General features: G+C 72.9%; 13 protein-coding genes. 3 read left to right on the top strand and 10 right to left on the bottom strand.

What is annotated here, in order from left to right; all coding sequences use genetic code 11:
* Positions 1–24: 24 nt before the first annotated feature.
* Both HT134_RS35670 and HT134_RS35665 read right to left on the bottom strand, forming a co-directional pair.
* Positions 25–546 carry a hypothetical protein gene (locus tag HT134_RS35670; protein ID WP_175604894.1) on the bottom strand — a complete coding sequence of 174 codons (522 nt, stop codon included), beginning with the start codon at positions 544–546 and terminating at the stop codon, positions 25–27.
* Positions 547–766: 220 nt separating this feature from the next.
* The gene (locus HT134_RS35665) at positions 767–1,345 is read right to left on the bottom strand and encodes a hypothetical protein (RefSeq protein WP_175604893.1); all 579 of its coding nucleotides are present in this window, start codon (positions 1,343–1,345) and stop codon (positions 767–769) included.
* A gap of 17 nt (positions 1,346–1,362) precedes the next feature.
* On the opposite strand from HT134_RS35665, the gene HT134_RS35660 reads away from it, so the two are divergent.
* On the top strand, positions 1,363–1,857 hold the full coding sequence (locus tag HT134_RS35660; protein ID WP_175604892.1) for a DUF2087 domain-containing protein: 495 nt from the start codon (positions 1,363–1,365) through the stop codon (positions 1,855–1,857).
* A 13-nt stretch (positions 1,858–1,870) separates the two neighbouring features.
* Here HT134_RS35660 and HT134_RS35655 read toward each other — a convergent pair whose 3' ends face one another.
* Genes HT134_RS35655 through HT134_RS35625 form a run of 7 tightly spaced genes read right to left on the bottom strand, consistent with a single transcriptional unit; the run spans position 1,871 to position 11,440 of the window.
* Positions 1,871–3,505: a beta-N-acetylhexosaminidase gene (locus HT134_RS35655; protein WP_175604891.1), complete on the bottom strand. Its 1,635-nt coding sequence runs from the start codon at positions 3,503–3,505 to the stop codon at positions 1,871–1,873.
* Positions 3,506–3,548: 43 nt separating this feature from the next.
* A complete protein-coding gene (locus HT134_RS35650; protein ID WP_175604890.1) occupies positions 3,549–5,501 on the bottom strand; it encodes an NPCBM/NEW2 domain-containing protein in 1,953 nt (650 codons plus the stop codon).
* An 11-nt stretch (positions 5,502–5,512) separates the two neighbouring features.
* The gene (locus HT134_RS35645; protein ID WP_175604889.1) at positions 5,513–7,069 is read right to left on the bottom strand and encodes an alkaline phosphatase D family protein; all 1,557 of its coding nucleotides are present in this window, start codon (positions 7,067–7,069) and stop codon (positions 5,513–5,515) included.
* A gap of 14 nt (positions 7,070–7,083) precedes the next feature.
* Positions 7,084–8,394 carry an ABC transporter substrate-binding protein gene (locus tag HT134_RS35640; protein WP_175604888.1) on the bottom strand — a complete coding sequence of 437 codons (1,311 nt, stop codon included), beginning with the start codon at positions 8,392–8,394 and terminating at the stop codon, positions 7,084–7,086.
* Positions 8,395–8,410: 16 nt separating this feature from the next.
* Entirely contained in the window at positions 8,411–9,229 is an 819-nt protein-coding gene (locus HT134_RS35635) for a carbohydrate ABC transporter permease (RefSeq protein ID WP_175604887.1), read from the bottom strand.
* A gap of 10 nt (positions 9,230–9,239) precedes the next feature.
* Positions 9,240–10,124 (bottom strand): carbohydrate ABC transporter permease, encoded by an 885-nt coding sequence (locus HT134_RS35630; RefSeq protein WP_217708776.1) that lies wholly within the window; start codon positions 10,122–10,124, stop codon positions 9,240–9,242.
* A complete protein-coding gene (locus HT134_RS35625; RefSeq protein ID WP_217708775.1) occupies positions 10,121–11,440 on the bottom strand; it encodes a glycoside hydrolase family 36 protein in 1,320 nt (439 codons plus the stop codon). Before HT134_RS35625 ends, HT134_RS35630 begins: the two co-directional genes overlap by 4 nt.
* Before the next feature lie 162 nt (positions 11,441–11,602).
* Between HT134_RS35625 and HT134_RS35620 the strand changes: the two genes are divergently transcribed.
* Together HT134_RS35620 and HT134_RS35615 are read left to right on the top strand one after the other, a co-directional pair.
* Complete coding sequence (locus tag HT134_RS35620; protein WP_175604886.1) at positions 11,603–12,772, top strand: ROK family transcriptional regulator; 1,170 nt, start codon at positions 11,603–11,605, stop codon at positions 12,770–12,772.
* Complete coding sequence (locus HT134_RS35615; protein WP_312888682.1) at positions 12,664–13,752, top strand: NAD(P)-dependent oxidoreductase; 1,089 nt, start codon at positions 12,664–12,666, stop codon at positions 13,750–13,752. Before HT134_RS35620 ends, HT134_RS35615 begins: the two co-directional genes overlap by 109 nt.
* 16 nt (positions 13,753–13,768) lie before the next feature.
* Here HT134_RS35615 and bla read toward each other — a convergent pair whose 3' ends face one another.
* Positions 13,769–14,728 (bottom strand): class A beta-lactamase, encoded by a 960-nt coding sequence (gene bla / locus HT134_RS35610; RefSeq protein WP_175604884.1) that lies wholly within the window; start codon positions 14,726–14,728, stop codon positions 13,769–13,771.
* Between the last annotated feature and the right edge of the window lie 142 nt (positions 14,729–14,870).

The raw sequence follows: 14,870 nt of genomic DNA, 5'->3' as shown, positions 1-14,870 counted from the left end.
GCGGGGCTGGGCGGATTCCGGCGATCACGGCCCCTGCCGCCGAGGCATCCGGCCGAGGGAGCGATCGGGGGCGACGACCGGCCAGAACCGGAACCGCCACACCTCCAGCCCCTCAGGAAGCGCGTCCACCGGACAGAGGGGGTTGTCGCCGGGGCGCGAGCTCGCCCTGACCCACCACTGTCGATGTTCCATGCGTAGGTCCAGGAACGCGTACGTCACGCGACCGCCCACCTCGTCGACACAGGCGAAACCCGAGCTCGAGTAGAAGAGGACGGTCCGGCTGCGATGCCACCCTTCGCCGTCACCGGGAGGTTCGGCATCCCACAGCTCCAGTGCGGCTTTCACCTTGTGGAAGCCCACATCGCTGATGACGATCCCGCGGTTGGCCGTGGCGGCGAACCAGTTGTCCGCATCGGCGAGCCGGGCCGTCTCGTCCCACGACGGCCACCCCGGCGGATCCGCGTAGCCGCCCATCCAGGAGGCGAGCAGGAACTGTGAGTGATCCACCTCGACGGTGTCGGCCACCGTGTCGATCGGCCGCGTCATGCGGGCGCTCCGGCCGCTGGATCGGCGGGACGCGCGCCACGTGCCGGACGCGCTTGGAGCCCGGCGGCCCCCGGGCCGACGCCGGGCTCGACGTCCCCCGTCGTGGCAGGACGACGGGGGAGATAGCCGTGTGCCGGAACGGACTGGCAACGGCGTTCCGGCACACGCCTGTTCATCAATCTTCGCGGAGAGTGAGTACAGATGGCGTCATGAGAATGTCTCAAGATCGGGACATTTCGCACCGTGCGACGGTGCAGATCTTGGCGAGCATCCGCCGGGCGTCCTTGATCTGCTCCCGGTAGTCCGCCTTGGCTGGCCTGCCCCACTCCCCCGCGCGCGTGTAGAGGACCAGGGCGTCGGCGCGGCGGACGACCACGGCCCGCTCGCCGCCGATGGCCGGCTTGCCGCCCTGGTAGCTCTGGCCGGACACGGTCACGGCCTCGTCTCCCAGGGCCAGGGGCGCGACGGCGTAACGGTAGCCGCCGGTGCGGCAGGCCGCAGCGGCGGCGCGCAGGTCGCTCATGGCCCGGCGCGCGGCGGCCTCGGAGGCGTACAGGACGACCTGCTCGGACTTGGAGTAGTCGGGCACGGCCGTGTAGACGATGGTCCTGGCCGCGGCCCGTCCGGACTGGCCCAGCCCGGGCCGCTGGCACGGGCCCACCACGAGGGGGGCGCTCTTCTTGCCGCTGACGCTCCAGCTCGTCTCGGGGTCGTCGTCCTTGACCGAGGCGGCCTTGTCGTACAGGAGGAACCCGTTGGGGATGGAGACGGCGGCGGCTAACACCAGACTGATCAGCATGGTTCAAAATAGTACGAATGACTGACGAGGACATCCGGAGAACCCTCGGCCTGCTGGCGCAGGAGGACACACTGCGCGCGTTCGCGTCCCTGGTGCTCGGCGTGGAGGGCGAGCAGCCGCCCAAGGCGCTCGAACGGCTCGCCGGCGGCGGCCTGGCCGCCCGCGGCGAGGACGGGACATGGCGGGCCACCCCCGAGCGCTTCCGCGAGCTGCTGCGCCGGCTCGCGGAGGCGCCCGCCCCGGTGAGCGAGGAGGAGCGCCTGCTGCGGACGTTCCTCGTCGACGGCAGGCTGCGCACCATGCCGATGCGCCGGGAGAAGCGCCTGGTGGTGCTGCGCCACATCGCGCGGCTGTTCGAGCCGGGCGTGCGCTACGCCGAGAAGGACGTCAACGTGACGCTGCGCGCCTTCCACGACGACTACGCCGCGCTGCGCCGCTACCTGGTCGACGAGGGCCTGCTGTCGCGCGAGGACAACGTGTACTGGCGCAGCGGCGGCCCCGTGGACGTGTGACGCGGGAGGACCGCTAGGGCTCGCGGATGTTGCGGGTCCAGGCGTCGATCTTGGCCTGCCAGGCGGCGGCGTCCTCCGGGCGTCCCGGCACCCCGGGCAGCCTCTGCCAGGGCAGCGGCCCGCCCTCGCGCCGGTACTCCACGCCGATCGCGTCCAGCCGGGGCAGGTGCGCCGCCAGCCGCTCCCGGAACTCCGGCAGGTCGCGCCCGGCGGGGCTCCACACGGTCTCGGCGAAGGCGGCCAGCCGCGGGAAGGCCATGTAGTCCACGCGCCGGGGCGAGTCGATGAGCTCGGTCCAGATCGCGCACTGCGAGCCGAGCACGCGCGCGGCGGCCGGGTCGCCGCGCAGCTCGGCGGGCACCGGCTCGAAGGCGTGGACGTCCTCCAGCGTCAGCACCGGGCCGAACGGCGCGGGCTCCTCCGGCCCCGGCCCCTGGCGGTAGTCGAGGTAGACGGACGTGTCGGGACAGGTGATCACGTCGTGGCCGCGGCGGGCGGCGGCGACCGCGCCGTGCTCGCCGCGCCAGGAGGCGACCACGGCGCCCGGCGGCAGGCCGCCCTCCAGGATCTCGTCCCAGCCGACGAGCCGCCGCCCGCGCGCGGCCAGGTGGTCGGCGAACTGGCCGATGAACCAGCTCTGCAGCTCGTCCTCGTCGCGCAGCCCCAGCTCGGCGATCCGGCGGCGCGCCGCGGGGCTGGCCCGCCACTGGTCCTTGCGGCACTCGTCGCCGCCCACGCACACGTACGGCCCCGGGAACAGCTCCAGCACCTCGTCCAGGACGTCGCGGAAGAAGGCGATGGTGGAGTCCTCGACGTTGAGCACGTTGACCCCGATGCCCCAGGTCGTGCGCACCTCCAGCGGGACGTCGAGGTTGCCCAGCTCGGGATGGGCGGCGATGGCGGCCTGGGTGTGGCCGGGCAGGTCGATCTCGGGCACGATCATGATGTGCCGGTCGGCGGCGTAGGCGACGATCTCGCGCAGGTCGTCCTGGGTGTAGTAGCCGCCGTGCGGGCGGCCGTCCATGGGGCCGTCCCAGCCGACCTGGCTCTCCCGCCGCCAGGCGCCCACCTCGGTGAGCCGCGGGTAGCGCCGGATCTCCACCCGCCAGCCCTGGTCGTCGGTCAGGTGCAGGTGCAGCACGTTGAGCTTGTGCAGGGCCATCAGGTCGATGAAGCGCAGCACCTCCCGCTTGGGCAGGAAGTGCCGGGCCACGTCCAGCACGCAGCCGCGCCAGGCGAAGCGCGGCGCGTCCTCGACGAGGACGGCCGGCACCTCCAGCGGGGCGCCGCCGCCGGAAGCCCCCGCCCTGCGGTAGGCGCGCGGCGGCAGGAGCTGCCGCAGCGTCTGCGCGCCGTAGAACGCCCCGGCCGGGCCGCCCGCCTCGACGCGGGCGCCGCCGGTGTCCACGGTCAGCCGGTACGCCTCGGGCGGCAGGTCGGCCAGGGCCAGGCTGATCGTCCCCGACGGCCCCGCGCCCGGGGTCGCCGGCCCGCCCGGCAGGAGCTCGCCCCCGGTCACCGGGGCGAGCTCGGCCCGCAGCCAGGAGGCCACCCCGCCGAGCGCCGGGTCGGCGGCGAGCGCGGTGTCGCGGTCGAGGAGCCATCGGCCCAGGCGGGGCTCGTACCGGACGGGCTTGGGAACGATCATGTGCTCTCTTTCTCCTCAGCGACGCCTGGTCGCGGATGGGCGCCTAGTCGCAGGTGATGGCGGCGTCGGCGAAGTCGGCGTGGTCGGAGGTGGCGTTGTCGCCGCCGTTGGTGGCGACCAGGCGCACGAACCGGGCCCCGCTCACGGAGGCGGTGACCTTCTTGCCGGGCTGCGCGCCGGTCAGCACGCCGGAGTACGCGACCCGGGCACCGTCGGCCCACACCTCGAACCCGGCCGAGCCGGCCGCGCCCACCTCGTCGTCGATCCCGGCGGTGAACTCCACGCTCCGGCACCGGCCGCCCGTGTAGAACTCGATGTCGGCGGGCGCGTGCGCGCCCAGGCCCTTGGCGTAGCGGACGCCCTCGATCGTGAGGGGCCGCCCGTCGCCGGCCGCCTTGTCGCCGTTGCTGGTGTCGCGCTCGACGGGGCCGAAGTAGTTCTTGGCGGAGGTCCACGACAGGTCGCTGAGGTACGTGCGGCCCGGCCCCGGCCCCTGGGCGACGGCCACGACGGCCGTGCCGGTGGCCGTCCCGCCCGTGAAGGCGGCCGTGGTGGTCAGGTCGTAGGCGCGCGGCTCGGTCCCGGCGGGCGGGGTGAGCGCCCAGGTGACGGTGAACGTCTCCCCGGCGTCGAGCCGGGACCGGGTCGCCGGGGTGCGCGCCTCGGCCTTCCACCCGTCGGGCACGGCGAGCGTGACGCGCAGGTCGCGGACCCGGGCGGTGGCGCCGGAGTTGACGACCCGGGTGACGATCTCGCGCTCCTTGCCGGGTTCGAGCATGCCGGGCCGGTCGTCGCCGAGGAAGGCCGGCGGGTCGGTCTCCACGGTGAGCAGGGGCGGGGCCTGCTCGCGGCTCGGGCCGACGCGGTACATCACCGCGCCGTGGGCGGGCACGTGGGCGGACAGCTCGCCGGTGGTGGTGGCGACCTGCCCGCTCCACAGCTCCTCGGCGCGGTAGCGCCCGGCGGGCAGCCGGTGCGCGACGGTGGTCGCCCGGTTGCTCTCGTTGAACAGCACGACCGCCTGGTCGCCCCCGTCGAGGGGTTTGACGAGGACGTGGTACCAGCCGTCGCTGCGGACCAGCCGGGCGGGTGCGCCCAGGCTGTCCTGGTCGACGGCGATCACCTTGGGGTTGGCGACGACCGTCTTCGGGGCGGCCGCCGGGTCGGCCTGGAGGACGAGGGGGGCGGCGCCCACGGCCCACAGCGTGAACTGGGTGCGGTACTCCGCCTCCGTCATGCCGCCGCGGCCGGCCTGGATGAGGTCGGGGTCGGCCCAGTTGCCCGGGCCGGCGTACTGGACGCGGAGCTGGTTGGTCTCCCAGACGTCCACCATGGAGGAGTAGGCGTCGGGCAGGGGCCGGTTGTAGACGTTGGTCCGCCAGGTGACCGCCCCCGAGTCCTTGGCCCACAGCCACGGGACCGTGCTGCCGTCCTCGTTGTTCATGGCGAAGGCGACGGAGTCGCCGAGGGCCTGCCGCATGCGCGGGTAGAGCGTCTGGGCGATCTGCTGGACGTTCTGGCCGGGGAAGTCGGCCGCGGGGATGTTGCACCAGTCGTACTTGACGTGGTCGACGCCCCAGCTCCGCACCAGCTCGGCGTCGGCGCTCTCGTTGCGGTAGGAGCCGGGGCCGCCGCCCGAGCACGCCTTGGTGCCGGCCGACAGGCTGAGGCCGAGCCTGAGCCCGAGGCCGTGCAGGTGGTCGGCCAGGGCCTTGATGCCGCCGGGGAAGCGGGCCGGGTCGGGGGCGAGGGCGCCGTCCACGCGTTGCGGGGCGAGCCAGCAGTCGTCGAGGAGGACGAGGCGGTAGCCGAGGGGCGCGAGGGCGGCGAGCCCGGCGGCGGCCCGCCGTACCGACGCGTCGGACACCGAGCAGCCCAGGGAGCGGCTGCTCCACCCCATCGGGGGGCCGCCGGCCGGCGTCGCGGCGGCGCCGGGCGACGGCAGGAAGGGCAGCGTGAGGAGGGCCGCCGCGGCGGCGGCCGTGAGCTTGCGCATGGGGGTTCCCGTCAGACCTGGTTGAGCCGGGGGGTGCCGGGCTCGATGACGAAGGAGCCGGAGGTGTAGGCCGGGGCGTACGGCTCGGTGACGCGCGACAGCGACCGGAAGTCGACCGTCATCTCGCGCTCGGTGAGCTTGGCGCGGACGTAGCCGCGGCGGCCGTTGAAGAACTTCACGTGCGGGTTCTCGGCCAGCAGGACCCCGGTGTTGGGGTACTCGTCCAGGCCGTCGCCGGCGCTGGTCACCGACGTGGTGACCAGTTCGACGGCGACGGACTTCGACTCGGGGTCCTGGTAGCTGCGCTTCACCTCGCCGGCCCAGTGGGAGTGGACGTCGCCGGTGAGGACGACGGCGTTGCGCTTCGTGGCCTCGATGGCGGCGGTGAGCCGGTCGCGGGAGGCGACGTAGCCGTCCCAGCCCTCGTTGGAGTAGCCCTTGCCCGCGCCGTTGGTCCAGTCCATCTCCATCATGAACACCTGCTGGCCCAGCAGGTCCCAGGTGGCGCCCGACTCCTTGAGCCGGCTCTCCAGCCACGCCTCCTGCTCCTGGCCGAGGATCGTCCGGTTGGGCGCCAGGCGCTCCGCGCAGTCGGGGCCGACCGTGCCGCTCCTGCCGGTGCAGGCGTACAGGTCGCGGTACTGCCGGGTGTCGAGCAGGTGCAGGTTGGCGACGGCGCCCCAGCGCAGCGTGCGGTGCAGCCGCAGCGACGAGCCCTGCGGCCGCTGGGCGCGGCGCAGCGGCATGTTCTCGTAGTACGCCTGGAAGGCGTCGGCGCGGCGCTTGAGGAACGGCGGGTCGGGCTGCTCGGGCACGTCGCCGGCCCAGGCGTTCTCGATGTCGTGGTCGTCCCAGACCACCGCCCAGGGCGCGACCGCGTGGGCGAGCTGGAGCTCGGGGTCGGCCTTGTGCTGGGCGTGGCGTAACCGGTAGCCGGCCAGGTCGAGGCATTCGCCGCCGGCCTGGTCGCGCACCGGGTACTTGTAGTCGCCGTACTCGTAGATGTAGTCGCCGAGGAAGGCGATCAGGTCGGGCTCGTCCTCGGCCATCCGCCGGTACGCGGTGAACCACCCGGTCTGGTAGTCGGCGCACGAGGTGAACGCGAGGTTGAGCGCCCGGCTGCGGGTGCCCGGGGCGGGGGCGGTGACGGTGCGGCCCACGGGCGAGATCTCGCCGTCGGCCCGGAAGCGGTAGAAGTACTCGGCGCCCGGCTGGAGGCCGCCGGGCTCGGCGTGGACGCTGTGGGCCTCCTCCGGCCGGGCCGTCTCGACGCCCTGCCGGACGACGTGGCGGAAGTTCTCGTCCTTGGCGAGCTGCCAGTGGACGGCGACGGGCCGGGACGGCATGCCGCCGAGGCCGTCGGCGGCCAGCGGGTCGGGGGCCAGGCGGGTCCACAGGACCACGCCGTCGGGGAGCGGCTCGCCGGAGGCGACGCCGAGCCGGAACGGGTCGGACAAGGGGGCGCGGCGAAGGGTGCGGGCGGCCGTCGCCTGCGCGGGCGGGACGCCCAGCGCGGCGGCGGCGCCCAGGCCGGCGCCCCCGGCGAGAAACGCACGCCGGGTGATCATGGTTGGGGGGCTCCCTACTTGATGGTGGCGTTGCCCTCGGTGACCGCCTGGTCGGCGGCCTGCTTCGGGGTGAGCCGGCCGAGGTACATCTCGTTGAAGATCTGGTTGAGCTTGGTCTCGAACCCGGTGAACCCGGTGGTCACCGGCAGGGGGAACGTGGTGCCCTCGGCCTCCTTGACGAAGGCGGACACGTCGAGCTTGGCCGTCTTGGCCCAGTGGTCGACGTAGCCCTGGGCGAGCCCGTTGAGCGCGGGGAAGACGTAGCCCTCGTCGGCCATGAGCTTCTGCGGCTCCTCGGTGCCGAGGTAGGCGGCCAGCTTCTGCGCCTGCTCGGGGTGCTTGCTCTTGGCGTAGACGGCCTCGGCCAGGCCGTTGAGGTTGACCGCGCGCCCGGCCGGGCCCTCGGGCATGGGGGCGACGCCCACCTCGAACGCGGCGTCGGGCACCACGAACGGCAGCAGCGCGTTGTTGGCGGGGAACATCGCCACCTCGCCGGCCTTGAACATGTCGGTGGCCTTGCCGGTGGGCGGGTTGGTGCGGGTGGCGGGCGGCGAGACGTGGTGCTTGTTGACCAGGTCCACGCCGAACTGCAGGGCCTGCACGCTCGCGTCGTCGTTGAAGGTGTAGGTGCCGAAGGGCTTGTCGAGCAGCTTGCCGCCGTTGCTGCTGACCCAGTTCATCCACTGGGTCTGGTAGTGGTTCCAGGACAGGAAGCCGTACGTCTTGATCTTCGCGGGGTCGAAGCCGGGGTCGCCGGGGTGCTTTCCGGCCGCGTCGGCGGTGAGCTTGCGGGCGGTCTCCAGGAACGTGCCGGACCCGTCGGGCTTCCAGGTCAGCGTGTCGGGCATCTCGACGCCGGCCTTCTTGAACAGGTCCTTGTTGTAGAGCAGGCCGACGATGCCCCAGTCCTTGGGCATGCCGTACTGCTTGCCCTGGTAGGTGAACGCCTCGGTCACCGTCTTGTGGTACTTCGCGGTGTCCACGGGGACGGGGCTGAGCACGCCCTTGGTGACGTACTCGGGGAACTGGGTGGGCGTCATCCAGAAGACGTCGGGCGCGGTGCCCGCCACGGCGTCGGCCGTGAGCTTGGTCCAGTACTGGTCGTACGGCAGCAGCTCGATCTTGACGTCGATCGACGGGTTGGCCTTCTCGAAGGCGGCCATGACCTTCTCGTAGCCGGCCTTCTGCTGCTCGTCCCACAGGCGGTAGGTCAGGGTGACCTTCCCGCCCGAGGCGCTGTCCGAGCCGCCGGAGCCGCAGGCGGTCAGGGTGAGCACGGCGGCGCCGGCGAGGGACGCGGCCCAGCGAATTCGGGGGGTGAGCATGATTCGCTGACCTCTCTCACTTGAGGCCGGTGAGGACCACCGACCGGACGATGTACTTCTGGAAGAAGATGAAGATCGCCACCATCGGCGCGAGGGCGATCAGGCCGCCGGCCATCATGAGGCCGCGGTCGACGCCGATGCCGACCTTGAGGGCGGAGATGGCGACGGTGACGACCTTGGTCTCGTCGCCGCTGGTGATGATCAGCGGCCAGAGGAAGCTGTTCCAGGACGAGATCACGGTGATGATGGCCAGCGTGCCGATGGCCGGCCGGCACAGCGGGAGCAGGATGCGGAACAGGATGGTCAGGGGTCCCGCGCCGTCGATGCGCGCCGCCTCCTCCAGGCCCCCGGGCAGGCTCTTGAAGAACTGCCGCATCAGGAAGATGCCGTACGGGGTGCCGAGGATGTACGGGGCGAGCAGGCCGTACCAGGTGTTGACCGCTTCCAGCTCGCGCATGATGAGGAACAGCGGGATGACCGTGACCGCGCTCGGCACCATCATCGTGGCCACGTACAGCCAGAACAGCGCGTCGCGGCCCCGGAAGCGGAGCCGGGCGAAGGCGTAGGCGGCGAACGTGGTGAACACGAGCTGCCCCAGCGTGAGCAGGGCCGTCATCACGACCGTGTTGGCGAGGAAGCGGGGGAAGTCGCCGCCGAGGATCTCGGCCAGGTTGGCCGTGGACGGCGGCAGGCCGGGCAGCCACGGCTCGGTGGTGCTGAGCTGGCGCCGCGTCTTGAAGGCCGTCAGCACGACCAGCAGGTACGGGAAGACGGACACGAACGCGCCGGCCGCGAGCGCGGCGTACAGCGCCGTCCGCCTGAACGGTCTCGTCACCGGTGCTCCCTCAGCTCAGGTCGTAGGTGGTGCGGCGGCCGAAGAACCTGACCTGCGCCAGCGTCACCAGGAGGATGACGGCGAACAGCAGCATGGACAGGGTCGAGGCGTAGCCGAAGTCGAACTCGCGGAACGCGGTGCCGAAGATGCGGAAGTTGAGCACGTCGGTGCTGCCGCCCGGCCCGCCGTCGGTCATCACGAAGATGGTGTCGAACGCCTGGAAGGCGCCGATCAGGTTCGTCACCGTGACGAAGAACATCGTGGGGTTGAGCAGGGGTAACGTGATCTTCCAGAACCGCTGGGCGGGGGTGGCGCCGTCGGTGGCGGCCGCGTCGTACAGCTCCTTGGGGATGCCCTGGAGGCCGGCCAGGAAGAACAGCATGGTGTAGCCGGTGTGCTGCCAGATGTTGACCAGCGCCACGGCGGGCAGCGCCCAGGCGGGGTCGGACAGCCAGTCGGGTCCGGCGACGCCGACCAGGTCCAGGGCCCGGTTGAGCGCGCCGTCCCGCGGGTCGAAGATCCAGTCCCAGACGAGGCCCATGACGATCGGGGTGGCCATCCAGGGGATGACGAACAGCGACCGCAGGATCCGCACGCCCTTGATCCGCCGGTCGAGCATCAGGGCCAGCGCCAGGGCGAGGACGGTCTGCAGCGGGATGCACAGCAGGACGTACAGCACCGTGACCCACAGCGAGTGCCACGCCTCGCCGTCGCCCGCCAGCCGGGCGTAGTTCTCCAGCCCGACGAAGACGGGCGCCGACAGCAGCTCCCAGCGGAACAGGCTGAGCGCGAACACGATGACGACGGGCAGCAGGAGGAAGGCGACGACGCCGAGCAGGCTGGGCCCGATGAACAGGTAGGCGTACCAGTCGCCGAGCCGGCGCCGGCCCGTCACGACGGGTCCGTCCGGGTGGGCGTCAGCAGGCGGCGGGTGGTCTCCAGACCCCAGGCGTCCAGGGCGGCGATCGGGTCGCTGGAGCCGCGCAGCCCGCCGCTGCCCTCGACGTGCGCGGCCCACTGCTCGCGGGCCTCGACCTCGGGGCGGACGATGAGGCAGTCGGGGTCGTTGACCCACCACCGGGCGTGCAGGAACTCGCGCGCCGCGCCGGTCAGCCGGGCGCCGAGCTGCGACGGCTGGCTGATGTCGCCCGAGCGCGGGTGCAGCGTCGGGGCGATGTCCGGGCTGACGCGCATGATGTCGACCAGGCCGAGGCTGGGCAGCATCGGCGCGCCGCAGCCGTGCAGCGTGGCGTCCGGTCCCGCGCCCTCGCGCACCAGCTCCAGGCCGCGCCGGTACGCGGCGACGGGGTCGAGGTCCTCGTGCCGCCGGCCGGCCAGCGCCCCCGCGTACAGGTAGTCGAGCTTGAAGTGGGTGATGCCGAGCGCGGCGAAGGCGCGGAAGACGCCCACGAGGTGGGCGGCGGCGTCGGGGTGGGTCACGTCGAGGACGGCGAGGTCCTGGTCCCACATGCGGCCGGCGTGGGCGCCGCGGACCATCCAGTCGGGGTGCTCCCGGTACAGGCGGCTCTGGTGGCCGGCCAGGAAGGGGGCGGTCCAGATGCCGGCCCGCCGGCCCGTCCCGGTGACGGCGCCGACGGCCCGCTCCAGCGAGCCGAACCCGGGACGGGGGTCGAGCCAGTCGCCGATGCCGGCCTCGTAGCCGTCGTCGATGAGGATCATGTCGGCCGTCAGCCGGTGGCGCTCCAGCAGGCGGACGTTGTCCAGGACGTCGGTCTCGGTGACCTTGTCCCAGTAGCCGTACCAGGTGCACCACATGGGCGGCACCGCGGGGAACGCGCCGGGCGCGTGTCCCTCCGCCGTCGCGGCGGCCCACGCGCGCAGGGCCGTGTCCAGGTCGGCGGCGCGCGTGTGCCGTACGGGGCCGTCGGCCGAGACGACGAGCCGGCCGCCCTCGCGGCGGGCCCGGATGGAGGGCACCTCCAGCGGGCCGGGCGCGGACCAGACCTCGACCGGCCCGTCCCCCGGGTCGATCGCCAGCAGGCCCTCGCCCTGGAAGACGCCGTCGGGGACAGGGGTCTCCGGGCGGTAGCAGAGCGTCTGGACGTTGCGGTCCGCCGGGCGCGGCGGGGTCTCGCCGAGCCGGTAGGAACCGGTGGGGCTCCACGACTGCCAGCCGTGTTCGAAGACCCGGCCCCGCTCCGGATCGCACCTGATCTCGCCGACCTCCGCGAACGGCATCGGGTCCCTCATCTCTCTCATACTTACGAAGGAGCGCTTCATTAGTAGCACCGCGCGCTCCGCAGGGTCAATGCCCGATATTGCACGATATGGACGCCCACTACGCGGGGTGCTCCGGCTGGTGAACGCTGGCATAATGGCCAGTTACAGAGGAGACCTACATTAGGAGCGGCGATGGCGAACGTCCGCGGCGGCGACCTGTCGCGGCTCAGGCAGCTCAACGCGCTGGCCGCGATCAGGGCGCTGCGCGAGGCCGGGCCGCTCACCCTCACCGCGCTGGCCGAGCGGACGGGCCTGTCGCGGCCGTCCACCAAGGAGGTCGTGGACGAGCTGACCGGGCTGGGCTGGGTGGAGGAGGTGCCGCCGAACCCCGGCACCATGGGCCGGCCGGCCCGCCGCTACCGCTTCCGCGCCGACTGCGGGCACCTCGTGGGGGTGGACATAGGAGGGCACAACATCCGGGCCGCGCTCTCCGACCTGGACGGCGAGATCCTCGCCGAGACCCGCCAGCCCGTACGCCCCGACGACCCGCTGGAGGAGCGGCTGGCCGCGATCGAGCGCGCGGTGTCCGGCTGCCTGGCGCTCAGCGGCCGGGCCGCGTCCGACCTGTGGCTGGTGGCGGCCGGCACCACGGGCGTCGTCTCCCCCGAGGGCCGCGTGCAGTTCTCGGCCGCGATCCCCGCCTGGATCGGCCTCGACCTGGCGGGCGAGCTGGCGCGCATGTTCCCGTGCGAGGTGCTGGTGGAGAACGACAGCCGCCTGGCCGCCCTCGCCGAGGCCCGCCGCGGCGCCGCCCGGGGAGCCCGTGACGTGGTGTTCCTGCACGTGGGACGGCGCATGGGCACCGGGCTCATCATCGACGGCAAGGTCCACCGGGGGTTCGGCGCGGCGGCCGGCGAGATCGTCATGCTGCCGGAGGCCCGCTGGTACGACGCGCCCGACCACCTCAACACCTGCGCGGTCGTCCCGCCCGGCACGCCCGAGGAGGACGCGGCCGGCTTCACCCTGGCGGCGGCCCGCGACGGCGACCCGGCGGCCCTGGCGGCCGTCGGCCGGTACGTGGACGACCTGGCGGTGGGCACGGCCGCGATGGTCCTGCTGCTGGATCCGCAGGTCGTGGTGCTCGGCGGCGGCTTCTCCCGCTCGGCCGACGTGCTGCTCGGGCCGCTGCGCGAGCGGCTGGAGCGGGCGTGCCTGCGCACCCCCGAGGTGCGGGCGTCGGCGCTGGGCGACGAGTGCGTGGTGATGGGGGCCATCGACTACGCGGTGGACCATCTCGACCGTCACCTGTTCACGCCGGACGCAGGCCCCTCGCTGCCCCTCCCCCAGCCGGCGGGCCGCTGACCGGGTCCGGTCGGGGCGTCCGATACGGTCGAAGGGCATCGGATCGCACCGGATCCGCCACCGTGTGGCACCGGCAGCAGCAGGAGGTGGTCATGGCCGACGCCATCACCGTGAGCGTTCTCGGCACCGGGATCATGGGAGCCGCCATGGCCCGCAACCTCGCCCGGGCGGGCCACCGGGTCCGCGTCTGGAACCGGACGCGCGCCAAGGCCGAACCGCTGGCCGCCGACGGCGCCCACGTCGCCGGCACCCCGGCCGAGGCGGTGGAGGGCGCCGACGTCGTGCTCACCATCCTGTACGACGGCCCGGCGACGCTCGACGCGATGCGCCAGGCGGCGCCGTCCCTGCGTCCCGGCATGGCGTGGGTGCAGTCGACGACCGCCGGGGTCGAGGCCGTCGGCGAGCTGTCCGCCTTCGCCCGCGAGCAGGGGCTGGCGTTCTTCGACGCCCCGGTGCTCGGCACCAAGCAGCCGGCCGAGGCCGGGCAGCTCGTCGTGCTGGCGGCGGGTCCCGCCGGGGCGCGCGACCAGGTCGAGCCGGTCTTCGAGGCCGTCGGCAGCCGTACGGTGTGGACCGGCGAGGACGGCGCGCAGGCGAGCGCGACGCGCCTCAAGCTGGTCGTCAACAGCTGGGTCCTGGCGGTCACCCACGGCACGGCCGAGGCGCTGTCCCTCGCCAAGGCCCTGGGGGTGGACCCGCAGGGCCTGCTGGACGCGGTCGAGGGCGGCCCGCTCGACATGGGCTACCTGCGCGCCAAGTCCGCGCTCATCCTGAACGGCGACCTCAGCTCACCCAGCTTCGCCGTCTCCACGGCGGAGAAGGACGCCCGGCTGATCGTCCAGGCCGGCGAGGGAGCCGGGGTCCGGCTCGACGTGGCGGCGGCCGGCGCCGAGCGCTTCCGCCGGGCCGCCGCCCAGGGCCACGGCGGCGACGACATGGCCGCCTCCTACTACGCCAGCTTCGACGACTCGGCCTCCTGAGGACGCCGGGGGCCGGTCAGGGCATCCTGCCCAGTCCCCGCGCCAGCACGGACGCCGTCGCGGCGACCACGCCGTTGTCCATGGTGGCGTCCGGGTCGGTGCGGTTGGTGTAGACGGCGATGACGATCGGCGCGCCGGTGGGCGGCCAGGCGACGGCGATGTCACTGCCCGGCGCGTACGCTCCGGCGGCGCCTCCGGTCTTGTCGCCGACGGTCCAGTCGGCGGGGAGCCCGGCGCGGATGCGCTTGGTCCCGGTGACGCTGGCGCGCAGCCAGCCGTTCAGCCGGTCCCGGTCCTCGGCCTTCAGGGCGCCGCCCAGGGTGATCTTCTGGAGGTTGCGCGCCATGAGCGCGGGCATGATCGTGTCGCGCTTCTCGCCCGGCTTCCAGACGTTGAGCTCGGGCTCCCAGCGGTCCAGCCGGCCGATCGGGTCGCCGAGGGAGCGGTAGTACCGGGTCAGCCCGGCGGGTCCGCCGATCTGCTTGAGCAGGACGTTACCGGCTGTGTTGTCGCTGACCGTGATGGCCGCGTGGCACAGCCGCTCGACGGTCATGCCGTTGTCGATGTTCTCCTGCAGGCCGGTGACCGGCGAGTCGGCGACGACGTCGTCCTTCGTCCAGCGAAGGGTCCGCTCCAGCAGGCCCGGGTCGGTCCGGCGGGCCTTGTCGAGGATCGCTCCGCACAGGATCGCCTTGAACGTGGAACGGCTGGGGAACCGCTCGTGCGCCCGGTAGGCGAGGGTCTTGCCGGTGCCCGTGTCGAGGGCGAACGCGCCGATGCGCCCCTGGTAGGCGGTCTCCAGCTCGCGCAGCCGCTTGACGACGTCGCCGGGCGCGACGCCGGGCGGCTGGGCGGTGGCCGTGACCCGCTCGGCGGCGGCGACCGGTCCCGTGCCGATGACGGTCCCGGCGAACGCCGTGGAGACCGCCAGAAGCGGCGCTCCCAGCCTCGTCAGGACTTTCCGTATATGCCGCATTCAACAGCTCCATGTCGTTCGTTGCGATCTCCGTGCGCAGAAGAGCAGACCAGACGCCGGACGAAGTTGTCCAATAGTGATATAGGCGACAGATCCATAGAGGTTTGGATATAGATCGAGGTCAACACCCGATTGGTCCGAG

It is taken from the genome of Nonomuraea rhodomycinica (genome assembly GCF_013363995.1).
Lineage (GTDB): Bacteria > Actinomycetota > Actinomycetes > Streptosporangiales > Streptosporangiaceae > Nonomuraea > Nonomuraea rhodomycinica.
The sequence above is the reverse complement of the archived record's forward strand: the minus strand, read 5'-3'. Positions and strand labels throughout refer to the sequence as shown.